This is a genomic window from Micromonospora sp. CNZ280 (assembly GCF_011759515.1).
In genome coordinates, this window is the sequence record NZ_JAAOYP010000003.1 from 659,543 (window position 1) to 681,240 (window position 21,698).

The following is a 21,698-nucleotide window of genomic DNA, read 5'->3' on the forward strand; positions in this document are numbered from 1 at the left end:
CGGCCCGGGGGTCCGCGCCGCCGTACCGGGAGGATGTCGCCCATGAGTCCGCTCTTCACGCCGCTGGCCCTGCGCGCGGTGACGCTGCCCAACCGGGTCGCCATGGCGCCGATGTGCCAGTACTCCGCCGGGCCGGACGGCCTGCCCACCGACTGGCACCTGGTGCACCTGGGCGCCCGGGCGGCCGGCGGCGTCGGGCTGGTGCTGACCGAGGCGACCGCGGTGCTGCCGGAGGGGCGGATCAGCCCGCAGGACACCGGCCTCTGGTCCGGCGCGCACGTCGACGCCTGGCGGCCGGTGACCGCCTTCCTCGCCGCGCACGGCGCGGTGCCGGCGGTGCAGCTCGCGCACGCCGGGTTCAAGGCCTCGACGTACCGGCCGTGGGCGCCGCGGCGGGGCGGGGTGCCGGACACCGACGGCGGCTGGACCCCGGTCGGCCCGGGCGCCGAGCCGTTCCAGCCGGACTACCGGGTGCCCACCGCGCTGGACGCGGCCGGGATCGCCGGCGTGGTCGAGGCGTTCGCCACCGCCGCCGGCCGGGCGGTGGACGCCGGGTTCGCCGCGGTGGAGATCCACGCGGCGCACGGCTACCTGCTGCACGAGTTCCTGTCCCCGCTGACCAACCACCGCCGCGACGGGTACGGCGGCGACCGGGCCGGCCGGATGCGGCTGACCCTGGAGGTGGCCCGCGCGGTCCGCGCCACGGTCGGCGACGACGTTCCCGTGCTGGCCCGCATCTCGGCCACCGACTGGGTGCCCGGCGGCTGGACGGTCGAGGACAGCGTGGTGCTCGCCGGTGAGCTGGCCGGCGCGGGCGTGGACCTGGTGGACTGCTCGTCCGGCGGGGCCGCCGCCGGGGCGAGCATCCCGGTCGGGCCCGGCTACCAGGTGCCGCTGGCCGCCCGGGTCCGCCGGGAGGCGGGCGTCGCCACCGGCGCGGTCGGGCTGATCGTCGAGCCGGAGCAGGCCGGGCAGATCGTCGCGACCGGCGCGGCCGACCTGGTGCTGCTCGGCCGCGAGCTGCTGCGCGACCCGTACTGGCCGCACCGCGCCGCCGCCAGGCTCGGCGCCACCCCCACCTGGCCCGCCCAGTACCTCCGCGCCACCTGACCCCTCCCCGACCCGCGCCCCGATTGGCTCGCGAGGTTGATCATGAAGTTGTTGTCACGACACGCCGTCGTCGGCGACAACAACTTCATGGTCAACGGGTCGAGGTGGGCCGGGGCGGGGGCGGGGGGTGGGGGTCAGCCGGCCAGGTGGGACCAGTGGGGTTCCAGGTCGCGCCAGGGGCCCTGGGCGGCGACCGTGCCGGACTGGAGGACCACCACGTGGTCGGCGCGGACCAGGGCCGCCCGCTTCGAGGTCGACCCGATCACCGTGACCCCGTGCTCGCGCAGCGCCCGCCAGAGCGCCAGCTCGGTGGTGACGTCCAGCGCCGAGGAGACGTCGTCGGCCACCAGCAGCTCGGTACGCGGAGCCAGCGCGCGGGCCAGCGCCAGCCGCTGCAGCTGCCCACCGGAGAGCCGGGTCCCCTTGTGCCCGATGAGCAGTCCCAGCCCGCCACCGGCGGCGGCCAGGTCGTGCTCCAGCTGGGCGGTGGTCACGGCCGCCGCGGCGTCCACCGGGTGACCCAGGGTGATGTTGTCGGCCACCGTGCCGGAGAGCACCCGGGGCAGCTGGCCCACGTAGCCGACCTGGTTGGGCCGCAGGAACAGCTCCGGCTCGGTGACCGGCTCACCGTTCCAGGTCAGCCGGCCGGTGTGGTGCACGATCCCGGCCAGCGCCCGCAGCAGCGACGACTTGCCCGAACCGACCGGGCCGACGACCAGCACCAGCTGGCCGCGCTCGACGGTCAGGTCGACGTCCCGGACGGCCACCGTGCCGTCCTCGTGCCGCGCCCCGAAGCCGGTCAGCTCCAGCCGACGCAGCGGGTGCCGGGGCGGCACCGGCGGGGCCGGCGCGGTGCCCGCGCCCAGGTCCACCCCCGGCACCTCGGCCGAGTACGCCGCCACCCCGGTCATCGCCACCGTCCGCCGGGTCCACACGCTCGCCGACGGGTACTGGGACACCAGTGAGGCGGTGGTCCAGGCGAACCACCGGGCCGCGCCGAGGGTGGCGACCGCGACCAGGGTCGCCCCGGCGGAGAGCCCGCCGGCCAGGAAGAGCGCCCAGGCGCCGATCGGCAGCAGCCCGCTGACCAGTGCCGGGGTGGATCGGGCCCAGACCTGCACCGAGATCTCCCGGCGCTGCCGGTCGCTGCGCACCACGTCCAGGCCGGCGAGGTGGGTCAGCACCGGTCGGGTCGACCCGGCCAGCTTCACCGTACGGGCCGCCGACAGCGCGGAGACCAGGCCGGTGGCGAACGCCGCCCGGGCCGCCACGGTGGCCCGGGCGGAGCGCTCCAGCCGCGGACCGAACAGGGTCGCGGCCAGCCCGGAGACCACCATCGTGCCGAGGAAGAACAGCGCCGGCACCACGCTCCCGGTGACCACGGTCATCGCCACCACCAGCACCAGCGAGATGAACTGGTCCAGCAGGTTGTCGGCGAGCTGCACCACCCGCTCGGTGTCGCCGCCCTGGGCCACCACCTCGGCCGGGGTGTGCCCGCTGACCCGGCTCGGCCCGGTCTGCCCGTGCACCAGGCGCAGGCTGATCCGCAGCATCTGCCGCACCCACCAGTGCGGGAACCAGAGGTTGGTGGCGTAGTGCATCGGCATGGTGGCGAGCAGCGCGACGACGATCCCGAGCGCGGGCAGGTACGGGTCGCCCAGGCCGTCGACCAGGTCGGCCCAGAGCCAGGGCAGCACCGCCCCGTCCAACCCGAGCACCATGATCGCAACGAAGAGAGCGACCGCCAGCAGGCCGTACCGGGCGTCGTTGCGGCAGAGCCGGAAGATCTCCCGCAGGGTACGGGCGGGCGCCGGTGGCGGCAGCGGCGGCGGTTCGGCCTTCGGCGGCGTGTCCGCCCGGTCCGGTGCCGGCGCCCGGTCCAGCTCGCTGGAGGCCGACAGCTCCGGCCCGGCCGCCGGGAGGTCCAGCTCCGCCGGCGGCCAGCCGTCCGGCGGCTCCGGCCCGGTCAGCAGGTCGGTGCCGCCGCCGGCCCGCACCCCCGCCCCGACCTGGGCGTACGCGGCGCTGTGGCTGGTTGCCAGCAGCTCGGCGAAGCGCTCCGACTCGCGCAGCGGCCCGGCCTCGACCACCGCGCCGTCGGCCATCACCACCACCTCGTCGCAGCGGCGCACCGAGGACAGGCGGTGGGCGATGACGATGCCGATCCGGTCGCGCAGCAGCCGCTCGGTGGCCCGCTGCACCCGCGCCTCGGTGACCGGGTCGAGCCGGGCGGTGGCTTCGTCCAGGATCACCACGTGCGGGTCGCGGACCAGGATCCGGGCGAACGCGACCAGCTGCTCCTGCCCGGCCGACAGCACGTGCCCACCCTCGCCCAGCCGGGTGTCCAGCCCGTCGGGCAGCTCGGCGATCCAGCCGGCCAGGCCGAGTTCGTGCAGCGCCCGGGCGGCGTCGTCGAGCAGGTCCGGGTCGAAGAGCGCGACGTTCTCGGCGAGCGTGCCGGCGAGGATCTCGGTGCGCTGCGGCACCACGGCGATCCACCGACGCAGCTGTTCGAGGTCGAGGTCGAGCAGGTCGCGGCCGGCCAGGAAGACGGTGCCGCGGGGCAGCTCGACCGCCCGGGTGAGCACCTTGGCCAGCGTCGACTTGCCCGAGCCGGTCCGCCCCACCAGGGCGTACGAGCGGCCCCGGACGAAGGTCAGGTCGACGCCGCGCAGCGCCGGCCCGCGCTCACCGTCCAGGTCGGTGCTCGGGTAGCTGAAGGTGAGGTCGCGGATCGCCAGGTCGCCCTCGGTCGGTGCCGATCCGCCGGCTGGCTCCTGCCGGGCGCCCTCCAGCAGCTGGACCCGGGCCCACGCGCCGAGCGCGTACTGGAGTTCCGGCACCATCCGGGCGACGTGCTCGACAGTCAGTCCGAAGCCGAGCGCCAGCAGCCACACCGCGGTCAGCCGGGCCGCGTCGACCCGGCCGGTGGCCAGCGCCCACGCCCCGCCGAGCACCACCGCGGCGATCCCGCCCCGGGTGACCCCGGCGGCGATCGTGGTGACCTTCGCCGACATCCGCCATACCCGGACACCCCGGGACAGCACCTCGGCCGCCCGCCGGGCGTAGAGGCGCAGCACGTACGGCCGGGCCAGGCTGGTGCGGACGTCGTCCTGCCCGTGGATCGCCTCCTCCATCACCGCGGCCAGGTCCGACCACGCCTCCTCCTCGGCCATCCGGGCCGGGGCGATCCGGGCGGTCGGGCGGCGCAGCGCGGCCGCCAGCAGGGCGGTGAGCAGCAGCATGCCGACGCCGACCGGCCACCAGACGGTGAGCGCGACGGCCGCCGAGAGCAGCCCCACGGCCAGTCCCTGCGCGATCCGTACGCCGTGATTGCGCACCGATGCGGCCACCTGGTAGACGTCGCCGTCGATCCGGTCGAGCAACTCGCCGACCGGGGTGGTCTCCAGGGTCGGCAGGTCCTGGCCGAGCGCCACCCGGCACAGCCGGCGCCGCACGTGCGCGGACCAGTCGGCGGTCAGTCCGGCCATCAGCAGGCTCACCGCGAGGTCACTCAGCACGGCGGCGACCAGGCCCACCGCCAGCGCGGCGAAGAACCCGCCCGACCGGTGCACCAGCACCGGCCCGGCCAGCGCGGACGCGGCCGCCTGGCCGCCCGCGCCGAGCACGATCAGGCAGGTCACGATCGCCATCCGGCGTGGCGAGGTGGCCCACAGATCTCGGAGCAGGCGCATGCGAGGTCCTCCGGAGTCGGTGGCGGAGGCTTCAGCCTGCGTGCTCGGCCGTACCGGTTCAACGGATTTTCGCGGGGAGAATCGACTTCACCACTGTGGGTGACCGCCGTGGGACCGGCACCGGATGCCCGACCCGGTGGCTCGGACGCCGGACGCGGTGCGGCTCAGCTCCGGCTCGCGGGGTGCCTCCGGGGCGTGCCGGTCAGGCCCGGCCGCTGGAACGGCGTCCCCGGCGGGAGAGCGAGTCGAGGATGACCGCGGTCAGCAGCACCGCCGCCGTGATCATGAAGCGGACGGACGAGTCGAGCTGGAGCAGGAACATGCCCGAGGTGATCGAGCCGAGCACCAGGCTGCCCAGCAGCGCCCCGTACGTCGAGCCGCGCCCGCCGAAGAGGCTGACCCCGCCGATCACGGCGGCCGCGATCGCCACCAGCAGGGTGTCGCCGGCGCCGGTGGACTGGCCGGCGGCAAAGCCGCGCGAGGCGATCAGGATGCCGCCCAGCGCCGCCAGGGTGGAGGTGAGCGCGAAGACCGAGATGCGGATCATGGCGACGTTGATGCCGGCCCGCCGGGCCGCCTCGACGTTGCCGCCGACGGCGAAGATGCTGCGCCCGTACCGGGTGCGGCGCAGCACCAGGTCCATCATCACCACGAGGGCGAGCAGGATGAGCAGCGCCACCGGCACGCCCTGCCAGGCGTTCAGCACGGCCACGGTGACCGCGACCAGTACGGCGAGGCCGACGATCCACAGCAACGACCGGAACAGGCTGCGGGTGGGCAGCCCGGCGGCGGACCGGCGGCGGGTGTCGAGCAGCACCGCCGCCGCGTACGTCAGCACGGCGAGCGCCCCGACCAGCCAGCCCGCCGCGGGGCCGAGGTTCACGTGGGTGATCTGACCGACGAAGCCGGTGTAGGGCAGGTTGATGGTGCCCTCGGGCTTGAGCATGAACAGCTGGAGTCCCTGCCAACCGATGTTGCCGGCCAGCGTCACCACGAAGGCGGGCACCCCGAGCCGGGCGAAGACGCTGCCCTGCACAGCCCCGATGGCCGCGCCCAGCAGCAGTGCCACCGCGATGCCGGCCAGGTCCCCCCAGCCGTTGCGGACGGTCAGCACGGCCAGCGCGGCGGCGGCCACCCCGGCGACCGAGCCCACCGAGAGATCGATCTCGCCGAGCAGCAGCACCAGTACCACGCCGACGCTGATGGTGCCGGTGGCGGCGATCTGGAGGGTCAGGTTGGACAGGTTCTGCGGGCTGAGGAACCGGTCGTTGAGCGACTGGAAGACCACCCAGATCACGACAAGTCCGATGATGACCGGCCAGGCGCCCAGCTCACCGGTCCGCAGCCGGCGGCGCATCGCGGCCAGCGGCCCGAGTCGACCGCCGCCGGGTCCGGTCTGGATGCTGTCCCCGGCCGGTGGCTCCGGACTGGTCGTCGACGTGCTCAACGGGGCACCCCCTCGCGCTGCTGGCGGGCCGCCCGGGCGCGGGCCGCCGCCGGATGGCGACTCACAACTGATCCCGGGGCGTCGCCCGGCGCGCCGGGCCGCCGTCCGTGTCACCGGGGGGTTCCGCCAGCGGCGCGGCGCGGGCCCGACGCCGGCTCACCGCGTTGTCCAGCGCACCGGTGATCGCCTGGACGATCTCCTCCTGGCTGGTCCGGTCCGGGTCGTACACCCCGGCGGTACGCCCCAGCCGCAGCACCACCACCCGGTCCGCGACCGCCTTGACATCGGCCAGGTTGTGACTGATGAGGATCACCCCGAGGCCACGCTTCTTGAGCCGTTCGATCAGATCGAGCACCTCGGCGGTCTGCGCGACACCGAGCGCCGCGGTGGGTTCGTCGAGCAGGACCAGCTTCGGCTCGCCGAGCAGCGATCGGGCGATGGCGACCGACTGCCGTTGGCCGCCGGAGAGCGCCGCCACCGGCACCCGCACCGACGGGATCTTGACCGAGAGGCTGGTGAGCAGTTCACGGGCCCGCCGCTCCATGCCGATCTCGTCCAGCAGGCCGGTCCTGGTCAGCTCCCGCCCGAGGTAGAGGTTGGCGACCACGTCCAGGTTGTCGCAGAGCGCCAGGTCCTGGTAGACCGTGGCGATACCGAGGTTGCTGGCGTCGGCGGGCCGACCGATCTGGACCTCGCGCCCCTGCCAGCGGATCTCACCGGAGTCCGCGGGATTGACCCCGGCGATCACCTTGATCAGAGTCGACTTGCCCGCCCCGTTGTCCCCGACCAGCGCCACGACCTCACCGGCACGGACCTCCAGCGACACCTCGGAGAGCGCCTGCACCGCACCGAACCGTTTGGAGATGCCCGACATCGCGAGCACCGGAGTGTCCACCACCGTCACGGCACCGATCCGCTCAGGAGATGCCGGCCGCTGCGCACGGCTGGGCGAAGGCACCGGCGCAGATCTGCTCCCGGGTGTAGAAGCCGTCCTTGATCACCGTGTCCTTGATGTTGTCGCGGGTGACCGGGACCGGGTCGAGGAGCACCGAGGGGACGTCCTGGGTGCCGTTGTTGCGCTGCTGCGTGGGGCGGCCGGTGTACTGCTGGCCGGTCGCGGCGGCCACCGCCATCGCCGCGGCGATCTCCGCCTCCGGCTTGATCGCCTTGTAGACGGTCATGTACTGCTCGCCGGCGACGATGCGCTGGATACCGGCGAGCTCGGCGTCCTGACCGGTGACCGGTGGCAGCGGGCTGGAGAACCCGCTGCCCTTCATCGCGGCGATGGCGCCACCGGCCATTCCGTCGTTGGCGGCGTATACCCCGATGATCCGTTCCCGGCCGAGCGCCGTGACGGCCTGGTCCATCTCCTGCTGGGCCTTGTCCGGCGACCAGTCCTGCGTGTCGTACTCCTGGCCGATGTTGACCTTGCCGTCGAGCACCGAATGCGCACCGGCCTTGAAGTCCGCCGCGTTCGGGTCCGTCGGCGATCCGTTGATCATCACGATGTCGCCGCGTTTCGGATCGCCACCCCGGCTCAGCGCGTCGAGCAGCGCCTGCCCCTGCACCTGCCCCACCTTGCGGTTGTCGTAGGACACGTAGTAGGAGATCGGCCCCTCGGCCAGCCGGTCGTACGACACCACCGGGACGTTCTGCGACCTGGCGTTGTTGACGATCGCGCCCGCAGCCTTTGCGTCCACCGGGTCGAGGATGAGCACCTTGACGCCCTGGGTGAGCATCGCCTCGGCCTGCGACTGCTGCTTGCCCGGGTCCTGGTCGGCGTTCTGGTAGAGCACCTGGCACTTGGCACAGAGCTGACCGAGCTGCGCCTGGATCAACGGCCGGTCGAAACTCTCGTACCGGGTCGTCTTGGACTCCGGCAACAGCAACCCGATCTTGAATCCGTTCTCGGTGCTCTCCCCGCCGCCCGGTGGCCGCTGGTCACCGCCCCCGTCGTCGTCCCCTCCGCCGCACCCGGCAACGGCCAGGCAGACCGCCACCAGGGCGCTGGCCGCCATCAGGGTCCCACGATTTCTCGGCACCATCCGTCACCTCCGGGATCTCGGCTGACGGGTCCGACAACGTCCCGTCCCGCGTGCGGCCGATCTCGTGTCAGCTTCGCCTAGCTCAGGCGGTTTTGCGGATAATTCCGGAGTTCCCACCATCAACGGCCACCGACGGGATAGGTGAGGCGGGCGACCCGATGCTCAGGTGCGGACAATCCGGCGGACGATGAAGAGGTGCTGGCGGGTGTCGACCCGTCGACACCCCCGACCCGCCGCATTCCGGCTCGGTCAACCTCCGGCGACCGGCCGCGGAGGCGGGGTCAGAAGAGCACGGTGGCCAGGGTGCCGACCGGCCGGAAGCCGCACCGGTCGTAGACCCGGCGGGCGGGCAGGTTGAAGTCGTTGACGTAGAGGCTGACCGTGGGAGCCGCGCGCAGCAGCGCGTCGCGTACCACCGCCGCCATCGCCGCGGTGGCGATCCCCCGGCCCCGCCACTCCGGGGCCACCCAGACCCCCTGCACCTGGGCGGTCCGCCGGGTGACCACCGCCAGTTCCGCCTTGAAGACCACCTGGCCGTCGACGAAGCGGGCGTACGCCCGGCCGGACCGGACCAGGTCGGCGACCCGCCGCCGGTAGCTGCGCCCGCCGTCGTCGGCGAGCGGCGAGACGCCGACCTCCTCGGTGTACATCGCCACCGCCGCCGGGAAGAGACGGTCGATCTCCCCGCTGCGCACCCGGCGCACCTCGGGGTCGGCGGGCACCACCGGCAACGCGTCGGTGGCCAGCAACGGCTGGTTGGGGCGTACGTCCCGGGCGGGCCCCCAGGCCTCGGCGAGGCGGTCCCAGAGCCCGAGCACGGCGTCGGCCCGGCCCACGATCGACGAGCAGAGCCGCTCCTCGCCGGCGAGCAGGTCGGCGTAGGCGGCCACCGCCGGCTCGCTGGCGAGCACCGGGGTGAGGTTGCCGCCCAGCCAGCAGACCGACTCCAGGTGGCGGCGGGTGCCGTAGCCCAGCACCCGACCCTCGGCCCGCCACCAGGCCAGGCCGCGTGCGGCGACCCGCTCGGCGACCTGCGCGCCCGCGAACGGGTCCAGGTCGAGCAGCCGCTCGACCGCGCGGCGCTCCGATTCCCCCAGTTGCCGTACCGGCACCGTCAGCACGCCTACCAGCCTGCCATGAGCGACCCCCGGTTCGCGGGTCGAGTGACGAGCCCGGCTACCCCACGGTGACCGGGTCGGCCGCGGGCCCGGCGACCCGGGTCCGGGCGGCCCACCGGACCACCACCGGCACCAGCGCCCCGAGCAGCAGGAACAGCCCACCGAGCAGCAACCACCCTGGTACGCCCCAACCGATCGCCAACGTCGTCACCACGGCCGGCGCCAGCATCCGGCCCAACTCGAAGCCCATGCTGTAGGCGCCCTGGTACTGCCCGTGGGCGTGCTCGGGCGCCAGCCCGAAAGAGATGCCCCAGCCGGCGGCGGACTGCCACAGCTCGCCGATCACGTGTGCCAGCGCCCCGCAGACCAGCAGCGCGATCGCGGCGCCGGTCGGCAGGTCACCCGCGGCGGCGAAGAGCACGCAGGCGACGGCGATGGCCACGCCCGCCCGGCGGGCCGCCCGGCCGGCCCCGGACAGGCTCTCGGTGCCCCGCGCGGCACGCACCTGGAACAGCACCACCATGCCGGTGTTGACCAGCAGCAGGCCGGAGATCACCCAGGCCGGCGCCCGGGTGTGCCCGGCGATCCAGAGCGGGAGGGCGATGTTGAGCAGGCCGAAGTGCATCGACATCAGCCCGTCGAGGACGGTGAACGCGAGGAAGGGGCGGTCCCGCAGAGCGATCAGCCGCGGGCCGTGCGCCGGGACCGGGGCCGGGGCGATCGCCGGCAGCCGGGTGAAGACCGCGGCGGCGGCCAGGTAGGTCACCGCGGCGGTGAGGATCAGCGCCACGTAGCCGGCACGGGTGTCCAGGGCGATGGCGAACCCGGCGAGCACCGCGCCGACCGAGATCCCGACGTTGGTGGTGGCGCGCAGGTAGGCGCGGGTGCGTACCCGCTGGTCGGCGGGGACGGAGCCGGCGATCAGCGCGCCCCGGGCGCCCCGGTCGGCCGCGTCGGCCAGCGCGGTGGCGGCGCCGACGGCGAGGAACGCCGGGAACGACCCGACCGTCACCAGGGCGGCGGTCAGCACGCCGCCGGCCACCAGGGCGCCGATCTGGGTACCGCGCGGGCCGAGCCGGTCGGCGAGGTATCCGGTCGGGGCGCTGGCCAGCAGGCCGACCAGCGCCGAGACGGTCAGGCCGAGCCCGACCTCGGTGGCGGTGAGTCCGACCGAGCGGGTGAGGAAGAGCGCGCTGGCCGCCAGCCAGAGGCCGCGGCCGACGGTCCGGACCAGGGTGCCGAGGGTGAGGGTCCGGGCCGGGCCCGGGTCAGGAAGCAGTCGCACGCTCGAGAGCATAGCAAGACGTACGTACGGTTTGTTCGCGGATTCCACCACAATCTTGTCGTCGACACATTGCCGATATATCGTCGATGCATCAGCAACAGTACGGGGAAAGGTGGGGAACCATGGGTTTCCATCGCAGACTGCACGAACTGCACGAGGCGCGGATGCGCGGCTTCGGCTTCCCGCCCGGTCCGCACGGGCCCGGGGGTCACGGGGGCCGGGGCGGCCACGGCGGCTGGGGCGGCGGCTGGGGCGGCCGCGGCCGGGGGCGGGGACGCCGGCCCAACGTCCGGCACGCCGTGCTGGCCCTGCTCGTCGAGCGGCCGATGCACGGCTACGAGATGATCCAGGAGATCGACTCACGCACCGGCGGCGCGTGGCGGCCGAGCCCGGGATCGGTCTACCCGACCCTGCAACTGCTCGAGGACGAGGGGCTGATCGCGGCGAGCACCGACGAGGCCGGCGGCGGGCGCAAGCGGTTCGCGCTGACCGAGGCCGGCCGCGCGGAGGCCACCGAGGCGGCGCAGACCCCGCCCTGGGCGGAGTTCGCCCAGGACACGGTCAACAGCTGGCACGACATCCGGGACGCCGGCGCGCAGGCGATGAACGCGTTGCGCCAGGTGATGATGACCGGCACCGACGACCAGCGGGAGCGGGCCGCCCAGGTGCTCGACGAGACCCGCCGCAAGCTCTACGCGATCCTCGCCGAATCCGAGTGACCCGGGCCGCCCCGGGCCACGCCTCCGACCCGTTCGCGCGTACAGCGAAAGAGTGGCCATTCCACGGGGGATGGCCACTCTTTCGCTGTTCGTGCGTGCGTGGGTGCCAGCCGGTCCGGCGGCGAGGGGTCAGTGGACGGTGACGGTGGGGCCGGGGAGCATGGCCCGCAGTTCCTCGGGAAGCTCGGCGCCCATCTCGTCGGCGATGCGCAGCGCCTCCTCGATCAGCGTCTCCACGATCTGCGCCTCGGGCACGGTCTTGACCACCTTGCCCTTGACGAAGATCTGGCCCTTGCCGTTGCCGGAGGCCACGCCCAGGTCGGCCTCGCGGGCCTCGCCGGGACCGTTCACCACGCAGCCCATCACGGCCACCCGCAGCGGCACCGGCAGCCCCTCCAGGCCGGCGGTGACCTCCTCGGCGAGCTTGTAGACGTCCACCTGGGCCCGCCCGCAGGACGGGCAGGAGACGATCTCCAGGCCCCGCTCGCGCAGCCCGAGCGACTCCAGGATCGCCGCGCCGACCTTGATCTCCTCCACCGGCGGGGCCGACAGCGAGACCCGGATGGTGTCGCCGATCCCCTCGGCCAGCAGCGCGCCGAAGGCGACCGCCGACTTGATGGTGCCCTGGAAGGCCGGGCCGGCCTCGGTGACACCCAGGTGCAGCGGGTAGTCGCACTTCTCGGCGAGCAGACGGTAGGCCCGGATCATCACCACCGGGTCGTTGTGCTTCACCGAGATCTTGATGTCCCGGAAGCCGTGCTCCTCGAAGAGCGAGCACTCCCAGAGTGCCGACTCGACCAGCGCCTCGGCGGTGGCCTTGCCGTACTTGGCGAGCAGCCGCTTGTCCAGCGAGCCGGCGTTCACGCCGATCCGGATCGGCACCCCGGCGTCGCCGGCCGCCCTGGCGATCTCCTTGACCTTGTCGTCGAACTGCCGGATGTTGCCCGGGTTCACCCGGACGGCTGCGCAACCGGCGTCGATCGCGGCGAAGACGTACTTCGGTTGGAAGTGGATGTCGGCGATGACCGGGATCTGCGACTTCTTCGCGATCGCCGGCAGCGCCTCGACGTCGTCCTGGCTGGGCACGGCGACCCGGACGATCTGGCAGCCGGACGCGGTCAGCTCGGCGATCTGCTGGAGCGTGGCGTTGACGTCGGCGGTGAGGGTGGTGGTCATCGACTGCACCGAGACCGGCGCGCCACCGCCGACCGGCACCGAACCGACCATGATCTGGCGGCTGGCCCGGCGCGGCGCGAGCGGCTGGGGCGGTACGGCGGGGATACCGAGACTGACAGCGGTCACTTCAGGCACTCACCTTGAGAAGAGCGTGATCGGGTTGACCACGTCCGCCGTGATGGTCAGCAGCGTGAACGCGCCACCGATCAGGATCACCGCGTACGTGAAGGGCATGAGCTTGAGGTAGTCGACCCGGCCCGGGTCGGGGCGGCCGATCCGGGCGTACACCCAGGAGCGGGCCCGCTCGAACCAGGCGATGGCGATGTGCCCGCCGTCCAGCGGCAGCAGCGGCAGCAGGTTGAACACGCCGATGAAGAAGTTCAGCGAGACGAACAGCATGAAGAACAGCAGCCAGGCGTTGTTCTCCACCGCCTCGCCGCCGAGCCGGCTGGCGCCGACCACGCTGATCGGGGTGTCCACGTCCCGCTCGCCGCCGGTGATCGCCGTCCACAGGGCCGGGATCTTCTGCGGGATCCGCTGCAGGGCCTTGGCCGTGTTGACCGCCATGTCGCCGGTGAAGTCGGCGGTCGCGCCGAACGCGGCGACCGGCCCGTACGTCACCCGGGTGGGGGTGCTGGGGATCAGGCCGACGCCGAGCGCTGCCACGTCCCCGACGGCGCCGTTCGGGTCGTCCAGCGGCCGGCGCTGGGTCTTCGCGAGCACGGCCTCGGCGGTGGCCGGCTGGCCGTCCCGGACGTACGCGATGCGCGCCGTCTCACCCGGCTTGAGCGTGCGCAGCGTGGTGAGCAGGTCGCCGTAGTTGTTGATCGGCGTGTCGTTGACCGCGGTGATCCGGTCGCCGTCGCGCAGCTGCGCCTGCGCGGCGGGGCTGGCCGCGTCGGCGGGCGTGCACGGGCGGACCGCGTTCTCCGGCACCACGCAGTCGGAGAGCTGGATGACGGCCGGCTCCTTGCGGATCTCGGCCTCGCTGCTCGGGAAGTCGGGGTTGGGCAGGCCGGCGGTGACCGCGATCACCCAGAGCGCGACCAGCGCCAGGGCGAAGTGGGTGATCGAGCCGGCGGACATCACGATCGTCCGCTTCCAGACCGGGAAGCGCCACATGGCCCGCGGCTCGTCCGCCGGGTCGACGTCGTCGTCCTGCGGCGTCATCCCGACGATCTTGCAGAAGCCGCCGAGCGGGATGCCCTTGACGCCGTACTCCGTCTCGCCGCGCTTGACCGACCAGAGGGTCGGGCCGAAGCCGACGAAGTAGCGGGTGACCTTCATGCCGAACGCCTTGGCGGTGAGCATGTGGCCGGCCTCGTGCAGGCTCACCGAGATGAGGATGGCGAGGGCGAAGAGCACCACCCCGAGCAGGTACGCCATCAAGCTCCTTCCACCGAACCCGCGATGATGATCTCCTGCGCGTGCGCGCGCGCCCACGACTCCGCCGCGAGCACGTCCTCGACGGTACCTGGTTCGCCGAAATCGGGAGCCTCGTCGAGGACCCGTTCGAGGGTGTCGACGATGCCCAGGAACGGCAGCCGGCCGGCCACGAAGGCGGCCACGCACTCCTCGTTCGCCGCGTTGTAGATCGCCGGGCGGCAGCGCCCCGCCTCGCCGGCGGCCTTGGCCAGCGCGACCGCCGGGAACGCCGCGTCGTCCAGCGGCGCGAACTCCCAGGTGTGCGCTGTCGTCCAGTCGACGGCGGCAGCGGCGTCGGCGACCCGGTCGGGCCAGCCGAGGGCCAGCGCGATCGGCAGCCGCATGTCCGGCGGGCTGGCCTGGGCGAGGGTGGAGCCGTCGGTGAACTCGACCATCGAGTGGATCACCGACTGCGGGTGCACCATCACGGTGATGTCGGCGTACGGCACGTCGAACAGCTCGTGCGCCTCGATCACCTCCAGCGCCTTGTTCACCATGGTGGCGGAGTTGATCGTGACGACCGGCCCCATGTTCCAGGTCGGGTGGGCCAGCGCCTGCTCCGGGGTGACCCGGGTCAGCTCGTCGCGGCGCCTGCCCCGGAAGGGTCCACCGCTGGCGGTGACGACCAACCGGCGGACCTCGCCGCGGCTGCCGCCGCGCAGGCACTGGGCCAGCGCCGAGTGCTCCGAGTCGACCGGGACGATCTGCTCGGGCCGGTTCACCGCGGCCTTGACCAGCGAGCCGCCGGCCACCAGGGACTCCTTGTTGGCCAGCGCGAGGGTACGCCCGGCGCGCAGCGCGGCCAGCGTCGGCGCCAGCCCGAGCGAGCCGACCACGCCGTTGAGCACGATGTCGCAGGGCCACTGCGCCAGCTCGGTCATCGCGTCCGGCCCGGCCACGATCTTCGGCAGCTTGAAGTCGCCGCTGGCCCAGCCCCGGCGGCTCGCCTCGGCGTAGAAGGCGAGCTGGAGGTCCTGGGCGGCGGAGGCCTTCGCCACTCCGACCGCGTCGACGCCCAGCTCCAGGGCCTGGGCGGCGAGCAGGTCGACGTTGCCGCCGCCGGCGCCGAGCGCGACCACCCGGAACCGGCCCGGGTTGCGCCGCACGATGTCGATGGCCTGGGTACCGATCGAGCCGGTGGAGCCGAGCAGGACCAGTTCTCGGAGGGAGGTCACCCGGTCATTCTTCCCCAGCCCGTCCGCGCGCCCGCCGGGAGCCTCAACCCTCCCCCGTCGCCGACTCCTCCGCCGGCGCCTCCTCGTCGAGCAGATCCGCCGGGTCGACGGCGAAGTCGAACGGCGTCGTCATGGTGAACACGGTTCCCGCCGCGGCGGCGGACAGCGGACGGTACTCGCCGTCGGCCAGCTCGAACAGGGCGATGGTCGGCACCCGGTTACGCAGATCGACGCGGAGGAAGAACGGCACACCGGCGGCCGCGTACTCCCGGGGCCGGTCGATGACGTCCTTGCGTCGGTTGCCGGGCGAGACGATCTCCACCGGGGCTCCGGCCGACCGGGACACCCCGACCGGCGGCCAAGCGAGTGGATCAAGCGTCGGCCGGGGCGGTCAGGACGAACGTCTCCAGTTCCTCGCCGGCGTACCAGTCGGTGCGCCGGCCGAGGTGGGTCATGCCGAGGCGGCGGCAGACCGCCATGGACGGGTCGTTGCCGGGCGAGACCACGGCGTACACCTGCCGGGTGCCGGCGGCGAACTCGCGGGCCAGCACCGCCCGGGCCGCCTCGGTGGCGTACCCGTGGCCCCAGGAGTCGGGGTGCAGGTGCCAGCCGACCTCGATGTCCTCGGTGGGCGTCACCCCGTCCGCGCCGGGCAGCGGCTTGAGGATCAGCGTGCCGGCCACCCGGCCGCTGTCGCGCACCTCGATCGCCCAGGTGCCGTACCGGCCGCCGTGGTCGGCGTGCCGCTCGCGCCAGATCCGCAGCCGGTCGGCGGCCTGCGCCGGGTCGGTCAACGGCAGCCCGGACGCGGCCAGCCAGCGGGTGATCTCGACCCGGGAGTAGATGTCCCAGATCCGGGCCAGATCGGCCGGTTCGGCGGTCCAGTCGCGCAGGACCAGGCGGCCCGTGGTGAGAACGGTCATGGCCGGCGATCCTAACGAGTCGGGGCGGCGGGGAGGGGTCGGCGCGGCCGGCGGCGGTCCCGGATTCCGCCGATCCAGATCGATGTAAGTCTCTTACGATCATCGATCGATGTTGGTTAAATACCTTCACCTCACCGCCCCTTGGATCCCTCACCACCGGGAGGAACCCGTGAAACTCGCCACCGCCGCGCGCGCCCTGGTCGGCGGACTGACCGCAGTCGCCATGGTCCTGCTCGGCCCGGCCGGATCCGCGTCCGCGGCGACCGTCACCGTGGACAACGCGACCGCCGGGCGCTTCACCGCCAGCACCAACTGGGGTACGTCGTCCTGGTCCAGCCAGAAGAACGGCGCGGACTACCGGTTCGCGACGCCGTACACCGGCGGCAGCGACGCCGCCTGGTTCAGCGCGTCGATCGCGGCGACCGGGGCGCACCTCGTCGAGGTGTGGTACCCGGCCGACGCCGGCTACAACGACGCCACCCCGTTCATCGTCGCGACCAGCAGCGGCAACCAGACAGTGGTGGTGAACCAGCGCGCCAACGGTGGCCGCTGGGTCAGCCTCGGCACCTTCACCCTGGCGGCCGGCGATCGTCCGGTGGTCGGGGTCAGCCGGTGGACCAACGGCACGGGCTACGTCGTCGCGGACGCCGTGCGGATCACGTCCACCTCCGGCAACCCCGCCTTCGCCCTCCCGCTGCCGAAGAGCGCACTGCCACGCAGCGAGTACGACGACCCGCACCACGACTACCCCGCCATCGACCTCCCGGTCGGCACCGGCACCCGGGCGTACGCCGTGCGGGCCGGCACCGTGACCATCATCAACGACAGCTCCTGCGGCCAGGGCGTCAACCTCACCGGCACCGACGGCGCGGTCTACACCTACTGCCACTTCTCGGCCTGGTCGGTCAGCAACGGCGCGTCGGTCGCCCCCGGGCAGCAGCTCGGCCTCACCGGCAACACCGGCAACTCCACCGGGCCGCACCTGCACTTCGGCATCCGTACCGGCAGCACCCGGCGGTGCCCGCAGAACTTCCTGCTGGCGCTCTACGACGGGGTGACTCCGCCGGCGGCGACCAGCCTGCCCACCACCGGCTGCTACTACGCCACCCGCAGCACCGGCGAGGTGCAGCCGCTGGGCTGACCGCCGCGCCTCCTCCGCCGACCCCGCCCGGACCGCCCGGGCGGGGTCGGCCGCCTGCCCGGACCGCGGAGATCTTGATGAGTGACGGCTGCCGCGAGGGGGTACGGAGCCGGGATGGGCGACGGGTGGCGGCGGGTGAGGCGGATCGGCGCCGCGGCGTTCCGCCCGGTGCGCGGCCGGGACCTGTCCCTGCACGCCGCCGCGATCACGTTCTACGGCGCGATCGCCGTGGTCCCGGTGGCACTGCTGGCGATCTGGTTGACCGCGCTGGTGGCGGGCGCCGACCGGGTCCGCCGGCTCACCTCGTACGCCGTGCGGACGCTGCCGACCGAGATCGGCGCGCCGCGGGCGGTGGCCGCCCTGGTGGATGCCGGGGTGGAGCTGACCCCGCTGTTGGCGCTGGCCTCGCTGCTGCCGGCGTCGCTCTACGGCGAGGGGCTGCGCCGGGCGTTCGTCTCGGTGGCCGCCCCGCGCAGCGACGAGTCGCTGGTCGGCTGGCGGGGCCGGCTGCTGCTGCTCCCGCTGCTCGCGCCGGCCCCGGCCCTGCTGCTGTCGGTCCTGCTGGCGCTGCCGACCACCACCGGGCTGGTCCGCCAGGGCGGCTGGCTCGGGGCGCTCGGGGTGGTGCTGTCCTTCCTGGGGGTGTGGCTGGTGCTCACCCCGGTGCTGCTCTGGGTGTTCCGGGTGGTCGGGCCGGCCTCACCGGACTGGCTCTCCGCGCTGGCTGTCGGTTCCTTCACCGCGGCGAACCTCTCCGGCTTCCTGCACGGGTTCGTGCTCTTCGCGTCGCTCCCGATCGACCTGGGCGCGCCCTTCGGCGGCTTCGACGGGATCGGCGCCGGCGTCGCGGTGCTGCTCTGGCTCTACCTGTTCCACGTGATCGTGCTGGCCGGCTACTCCGCCACCCTCGCCCTCTCCCGCTGGCGCGCCCACCCCACCCCGGGGCCGGTCAGGGGCGGAACGGGCCGGTGATCTCGTAGGTGACGCCGGCGAAGCCGGTGCGGTCGCCGGTGGCGCCGCGCTGCGAGGAGAAGTAGAGCCGGGTGCCGTCGGGCGAGAAGGCGGGGCCGGTGAGCTCCGACTCCGGGTGGCCGTGCAGGCGCAGGAACGGGGTGACCACGCCGGCGGGGGTGATCATGTTGATCTCCATGTTGCCGCCGTCCTCGGCCACGTACAGGTCGCCGCCGGCGGTGCCGGTGATGTTGTCCACCCCGGTCAGCGGCGCCGCGCCGGCCGGCACCAGCGAGTCGTCGTACGCCAGGTCGAGGCGCTGCTGGACCGCGTCGTACGCCCAGACCCGGTTGTCGCCCTTGGTGGTGAACCAGCAGGTCCCGTCGGCGTACCAGCAGCCCTCGCCGCCGTCGAAGTGCTTGGCCGCGCCGACCTGCCAGCGGGTGGGCACCGGGAAGCCGTCCCGGTCCGGCACGTCCCGCCAGGTCACCGGCCCGGCGGTGGCGTCGGCGGGCGCGCAGAGCACCTGCAACCGGCCGGTGCGCAGGTCACCCCAGCTGTCCGGGACGAAGCGGTAGAAGCAGCCGTCGCCCTCGTCCTCGGTCAGGTAGACCACCCTGCGGTCCGGGTCGCAGGCCGCCGCCTCGTGCTTGAACCGGCCCATCCGGGTGCGCTCCTCGGCCTCCCGGCCGCCCTGCGGCCAGGTCTCGAAGACCCGCCCGAGCGGCACCTCCTCACAGGAGAGCCAGGTGCCCCAGGGGGTGGCGCCGCCGGCACAGTTGACGTTGGTGCCGCCGAGGATCCGGTACGCCGCGGCGATCGACCCGTCGGCGGCGAAGCGCACCGCCGACGCGCCACCGGCCAGCGGGATCTCCGAGTTGGAGACGTAGATCCAGCCGGTGCCGGCCGGGAAGCAGGCGCCGCCGTCGGGCGCCCAGTGCCAGACGTAGGAGGTGCCGGCGACGCGCTGCCCGGAGCGGGCGACGACCCGACTGGTGAAGCCGGCGGGCAACTGGATGCCGTTGCCGTCGGCGGCGAGCAGTTCCCCGTACGGGCCGGGGCCGGGCTGGGCGGGGGCGGCCAGCGCGGCGCAGGCCCAGAGGCTGCCCGAGAAGGCGGCGGTGCCGCCGGCGACGGTGGCGCGCAGGACGGTGCGACGGTCCATCGGAGACCTCCCGGTGCGAGTCGATACCCCGTCGACGCTAGAGCCGACGGAGCATCGACGGAAGTCTCTATCCGGTGAACGCGGGGTGACGCTCCGCCGGCTCCGGCTCGGCGCCCTCCCGGATGCCGTACCGGCGGTAGACCCGGCCGAGCGGCCCGGGCGCCCACCAGTTCCACCGGCCCAGCAGTCGCATGGTGGCCGGCACCAGCAGCGCCCGCACCAGGGTGGCGTCGACCACGATCGCCACGATCATGCCGACCCCGATCAGCTTGATGTACGCCATGCCGCCGGTGGCGAAGCCGGCCACCACGATGATCAGCAGCAGCGCGGCGGCGGTGATGATCCGGCCGGTGTGCTGCAGCCCGGCGGCCACCGAGGCGGTGTTGTCCCCGGTCCGGTCCCACTCCTCGCGGACCCGGGAGAGCAGGAACACCTCGTAGTCGGTGGCCAGCCCGAAGAGCACCGCGAGCATCAGGATCGGGTTGCTCGGCTCGATGAACCCGGTCGGGGTGAAGCCGAGCAGGTCGGCGAGGTGGCCGTCCTGGAAGATCCAGACCACCACGCCGAACGACGCGCCGATCGAGACCAGGTTCATCAGCACCGCCTTGACCGGCAGCACCACCGAGCCGAAGGCGAGGAAGAGCAGCAGCAGGGTGGCCGCGGCCATCAGCAGCGCCATCCACGGCAGCCGGTCGGCGAGGCTGTCCAGCAGGTCCCGGTCGGCGCCGGGGCGGCCGCCGACCAGCACCTCGGCCCCGTCCGGCGCGGGCAGGTCGCGCAGTTGGCGGACCAGGTCCTGGGCGACCTCGCCGGTCGGCTCGCCCGGGTAGCTCACGGTCAGCAGCGTCGCCTCGCCCCGGTTCGCGGCCACCTGCACGCCGGTCACCCCGGGCAGGCCCGCGATCCGGTCGGCGAACGGGCGTACCGCCTCGGCCGGCGCCCCGGAGACCAGCACGTCGATCGGGGCCACCGTGCCGCCGGGGAACTCCGCCGCGATCCACTCGGAGACCACCCGGGGCGCGGCGTCCGCGGGCAGCACCCGCTCGTCGAAGCCGCCGAACTCCATCCGCAGCGACGGCACGGCCAGCACGGCGAGCAGCAGCACCACGCCGACCAGGTAGCGCACCGGCCGGCGCATCACGCTGCGCGCGATCCGGGCCCAGGCGCCGCCGCCGGCCGCCGGCCGCCCACCCCGCCGCCACGGCAGCGGTACCCGCCACGCGTCGATCCGCGGCCCGAGCACGGCGAGCAGGGCCGGCAGCACGGTGAGCGCGGCGAGCATGGCGACCAGCACCGCTGCCATCCCGCCGAGCCCCATCGAGCGCAGGAAGGACTGCGGGAAGATCAGCAGGCTGGCCATGGCGAGGGCGATGGTCAGCCCGGAGACCAGCACGGTACGGCCGGCGGTGGCCATGGTGCGCCGGATCGCGGTGGGGGTGTCCCGGCCGGCGGCCAGCTCCTCGCGGAACCGGCTGACCACGAAGAGCGCGTAGTCGACCGCCATGCCCAGGCCGATCAGCGTGATGATGTTGATCGCGAAGATCGACACCTCGGTGACGAGGTTGACCAGCCGGACCGCGACGAACCCGCCGAGGATCGCCAGCCCGCCGATCAGCAGCGGGGTGGCCGCGGCGACCAGGCCGCCGAAGATGAGCACCAGCAGCACCAGCAGCACCGGCATGGAGAGCATCTCGGCACGGGTGATGTCCGCCGTGGTCTGCCGGTTCGCCTCGTGCAGGAACGGCACGTTGCCGCCCGTCTCGGTCCGTACGCCGGGCGTCTCCAGGGCCGGGCGCAGCGCCTCGTACGCCGCCGTCTTGCCGTCCTCGTCGGCGGGCCGGAGCTGGACCAGCGCGTAGGTGGCCCGGCGGTCGGTGGCGAGCAGTGCGGGCGCCTGGGTGTCGTACCAGGTGGTGACGCTGGCGACCTCGGGGCGCTCGCGCAGCCGGGTGACGGTCGCGGTGACCGGGTCCCGGAAGGCCGGCTGGTCGGCCGGCACCGAGTCGCTGGACCAGAGCACGATCACGTCGGCCCCCTGCGGGCCCAGCTCGTCGGTGATCCGCTCGTACGCCCGGCTGGACTCGCTGGCCGGGTCGTCGAACCCGCCCCCGGTGAGCTGCCCGAAGACGCCCGCACCCCAGGTCGAGCCGACCGCGACCAGCAGCACGGCCGCGGCGAGCACCGACCAGCGCAGCCGCACCACCATCCGCCCCCACCACGCGAACATGGCTCCCCCTTGACGGCTAAAATGTGACCATCGATCATTTGAGTGAACGCCGTTAACTATTGCAACAGCGTTCGCTTCGGTCAAGGGGGTAACCGG

At 73.6% G+C, this 21,698-nt stretch carries 17 protein-coding genes; 4 read left to right on the forward strand and 13 right to left on the reverse strand.

Translation table 11 applies throughout. The features are described 5' to 3' along the window. The first annotated feature begins 42 nt into the window (after positions 1 to 42). Positions 43 to 1,110 carry an NADH:flavin oxidoreductase/NADH oxidase gene (locus FHX32_RS24790; protein WP_167187874.1) on the forward strand — a complete coding sequence of 356 codons (1,068 nt, stop codon included), beginning with the start codon at positions 43 to 45 and terminating at the stop codon, positions 1,108 to 1,110. A gap of 134 nt (positions 1,111 to 1,244) precedes the next feature. On the opposite strand, the gene FHX32_RS24795 is transcribed toward FHX32_RS24790, so the two are convergent. From FHX32_RS24795 to FHX32_RS24820, 6 genes are all read right to left on the reverse strand, one after another. After that, positions 1,245 to 4,805 carry an ABC transporter ATP-binding protein gene (locus FHX32_RS24795; RefSeq protein ID WP_167187877.1) on the reverse strand — a complete coding sequence of 1,187 codons (3,561 nt, stop codon included), beginning with the start codon at positions 4,803 to 4,805 and terminating at the stop codon, positions 1,245 to 1,247. Positions 4,806 to 5,007: 202 nt separating this feature from the next. Further along, positions 5,008 to 6,252, reverse strand: a complete 1,245-nt coding sequence (locus FHX32_RS24800; protein ID WP_486481303.1) for a sugar ABC transporter permease — start codon at positions 6,250 to 6,252, stop codon at positions 5,008 to 5,010. Positions 6,253 to 6,313: 61 nt separating this feature from the next. Further along, positions 6,314 to 7,126 (reverse strand): ATP-binding cassette domain-containing protein, encoded by an 813-nt coding sequence (locus FHX32_RS24805; RefSeq protein WP_167189220.1) that lies wholly within the window; start codon positions 7,124 to 7,126, stop codon positions 6,314 to 6,316. Between the two features lie 43 nt (positions 7,127 to 7,169). Continuing rightward, the gene (locus tag FHX32_RS24810; protein WP_486481304.1) at positions 7,170 to 8,294 is read right to left on the reverse strand and encodes a sugar ABC transporter substrate-binding protein; all 1,125 of its coding nucleotides are present in this window, start codon (positions 8,292 to 8,294) and stop codon (positions 7,170 to 7,172) included. A gap of 284 nt (positions 8,295 to 8,578) precedes the next feature. After that, positions 8,579 to 9,418, reverse strand: coding sequence for a DUF4081 domain-containing GNAT family N-acetyltransferase (locus FHX32_RS24815; protein ID WP_167187881.1), 840 nt, complete (start codon positions 9,416 to 9,418; stop codon positions 8,579 to 8,581). 55 nt (positions 9,419 to 9,473) lie between these two features. Next, a complete protein-coding gene (locus tag FHX32_RS24820) occupies positions 9,474 to 10,700 on the reverse strand; it encodes an MFS transporter (RefSeq protein WP_167187884.1) in 1,227 nt (408 codons plus the stop codon). Positions 10,701 to 10,822: 122 nt separating this feature from the next. Between FHX32_RS24820 and FHX32_RS24825 the strand changes: the two genes are divergently transcribed. Further along, positions 10,823 to 11,419 carry a helix-turn-helix transcriptional regulator gene (locus FHX32_RS24825; protein WP_167187887.1) on the forward strand — a complete coding sequence of 199 codons (597 nt, stop codon included), beginning with the start codon at positions 10,823 to 10,825 and terminating at the stop codon, positions 11,417 to 11,419. A gap of 129 nt (positions 11,420 to 11,548) precedes the next feature. Here FHX32_RS24825 and ispG read toward each other — a convergent pair whose 3' ends face one another. Genes ispG through FHX32_RS24850 form a run of 5 tightly spaced genes read right to left on the reverse strand, consistent with a single transcriptional unit; the run spans position 11,549 to position 16,118 of the window. After that, a complete protein-coding gene (gene ispG, locus FHX32_RS24830; protein WP_167187889.1) occupies positions 11,549 to 12,721 on the reverse strand; it encodes a flavodoxin-dependent (E)-4-hydroxy-3-methylbut-2-enyl-diphosphate synthase in 1,173 nt (390 codons plus the stop codon). A 9-nt stretch (positions 12,722 to 12,730) separates the two neighbouring features. Next, entirely contained in the window at positions 12,731 to 13,981 is a 1,251-nt protein-coding gene (locus FHX32_RS24835) for a site-2 protease family protein (protein ID WP_167187892.1), read from the reverse strand. Beyond that, positions 13,981 to 15,195: a 1-deoxy-D-xylulose-5-phosphate reductoisomerase gene (gene dxr, locus FHX32_RS24840; RefSeq protein WP_167187897.1), complete on the reverse strand. Its 1,215-nt coding sequence runs from the start codon at positions 15,193 to 15,195 to the stop codon at positions 13,981 to 13,983. The genes FHX32_RS24835 and dxr overlap by 1 nt, the downstream gene beginning before the upstream one ends. Before the next feature lie 43 nt (positions 15,196 to 15,238). After that, a complete protein-coding gene (locus tag FHX32_RS24845; protein WP_167187900.1) occupies positions 15,239 to 15,517 on the reverse strand; it encodes a Uma2 family endonuclease in 279 nt (92 codons plus the stop codon). Between the two features lie 49 nt (positions 15,518 to 15,566). Continuing rightward, positions 15,567 to 16,118 carry a GNAT family N-acetyltransferase gene (locus tag FHX32_RS24850; protein ID WP_167187903.1) on the reverse strand — a complete coding sequence of 184 codons (552 nt, stop codon included), beginning with the start codon at positions 16,116 to 16,118 and terminating at the stop codon, positions 15,567 to 15,569. 169 nt (positions 16,119 to 16,287) lie between these two features. Here FHX32_RS24850 and FHX32_RS35420 point away from each other — a divergent pair, with 169 nt between their 5' ends. Continuing rightward, a complete protein-coding gene (locus FHX32_RS35420) occupies positions 16,288 to 17,259 on the forward strand; it encodes a golvesin C-terminal-like domain-containing protein (protein WP_486481305.1) in 972 nt (323 codons plus the stop codon). A gap of 114 nt (positions 17,260 to 17,373) precedes the next feature. Beyond that, the gene (locus FHX32_RS24860; protein ID WP_167187906.1) at positions 17,374 to 18,231 is read left to right on the forward strand and encodes a YhjD/YihY/BrkB family envelope integrity protein; all 858 of its coding nucleotides are present in this window, start codon (positions 17,374 to 17,376) and stop codon (positions 18,229 to 18,231) included. On the opposite strand, the gene FHX32_RS24865 is transcribed toward FHX32_RS24860, so the two are convergent. Both FHX32_RS24865 and FHX32_RS24870 read right to left on the reverse strand, forming a co-directional pair. Further along, positions 18,209 to 19,375, reverse strand: a complete 1,167-nt coding sequence (locus tag FHX32_RS24865; protein WP_167187909.1) for an alkaline phosphatase PhoX — start codon at positions 19,373 to 19,375, stop codon at positions 18,209 to 18,211. The genes FHX32_RS24860 and FHX32_RS24865 overlap by 23 nt on opposite strands. A 67-nt stretch (positions 19,376 to 19,442) precedes the next feature. Next, positions 19,443 to 21,602, reverse strand: a complete 2,160-nt coding sequence (locus FHX32_RS24870) for an efflux RND transporter permease subunit (protein WP_167187914.1) — start codon at positions 21,600 to 21,602, stop codon at positions 19,443 to 19,445. Positions 21,603 to 21,698: the final 96 nt, after the last annotated feature.